Source organism: Burkholderia territorii (genome assembly GCF_902833055.1).
GTDB lineage: Bacteria > Pseudomonadota > Gammaproteobacteria > Burkholderiales > Burkholderiaceae > Burkholderia > Burkholderia territorii.
This window is the reverse complement of the sequence record NZ_CADFEJ010000122.1, coordinates 1-480: the sequence shown is the minus strand read 5'-3', so window position 1 is coordinate 480 and position 480 is coordinate 1. Positions and strand designations below refer to the sequence as shown.

Sequence of the window (480 nt, the reverse complement as noted above, 5' to 3'; positions counted from 1 at the left end):
AAGCAGATCCCCGAGCAGGCCAAGGAGCTCGGCATCAGTGAGGAGGACGTCATCAAGAAGGTGATGCTGGGCAACACCGTCGACGGCGTATTCACCACGGTGGAAGACGTCGCCAAGACGGTGCTGTTCCTGTCGGCCTTCCCGAGCGCCGCGCTCACGGGCCAATCCTTCGTGGTCAGCCACGGCTGGTTCATGCAGTAAGGCCGACAATCGCACCAATGAAAAACGCGCTCCACAGAGCGCGTTTTCGAGGCAAACCGGCGCGATTCGATCGTGCCGGCAGGCTTACTTCAGGACAGCGGCAACCGCGGCCGCGACCGCGTCGATGTTGCGCGTGTTCAGCGCGGCCACGCAGATCCGGCCCGTGCTGACGGCATAGATGCCGAATTCTTCGCGCAGGCGGTCGACTTGCGCCGCAGTCAGGCCCGAGTACGAGAACATGCCGCGTTGTGCATTGATGAAGCCGAAATCACGATCCAC

General features: G+C 62.3%; 1 protein-coding gene and 1 pseudogene. One reads left to right on the top strand and one right to left on the bottom strand.

Annotation, left to right across the window (positions count from 1 at the left end):
- Window positions 1-201, top strand: a pseudogene (locus HW466_RS31325) (3-hydroxybutyrate dehydrogenase); the annotation flags it as partial.
- Between the two features lie 84 nt (window positions 202-285).
- Here the strand turns inward: HW466_RS31325 and HW466_RS31320 are convergent.
- On the bottom strand, window positions 286-480 hold a 195-nt coding region (locus HW466_RS31320), incomplete at its 5' end, for an aminotransferase class I/II-fold pyridoxal phosphate-dependent enzyme (protein ID WP_176316167.1).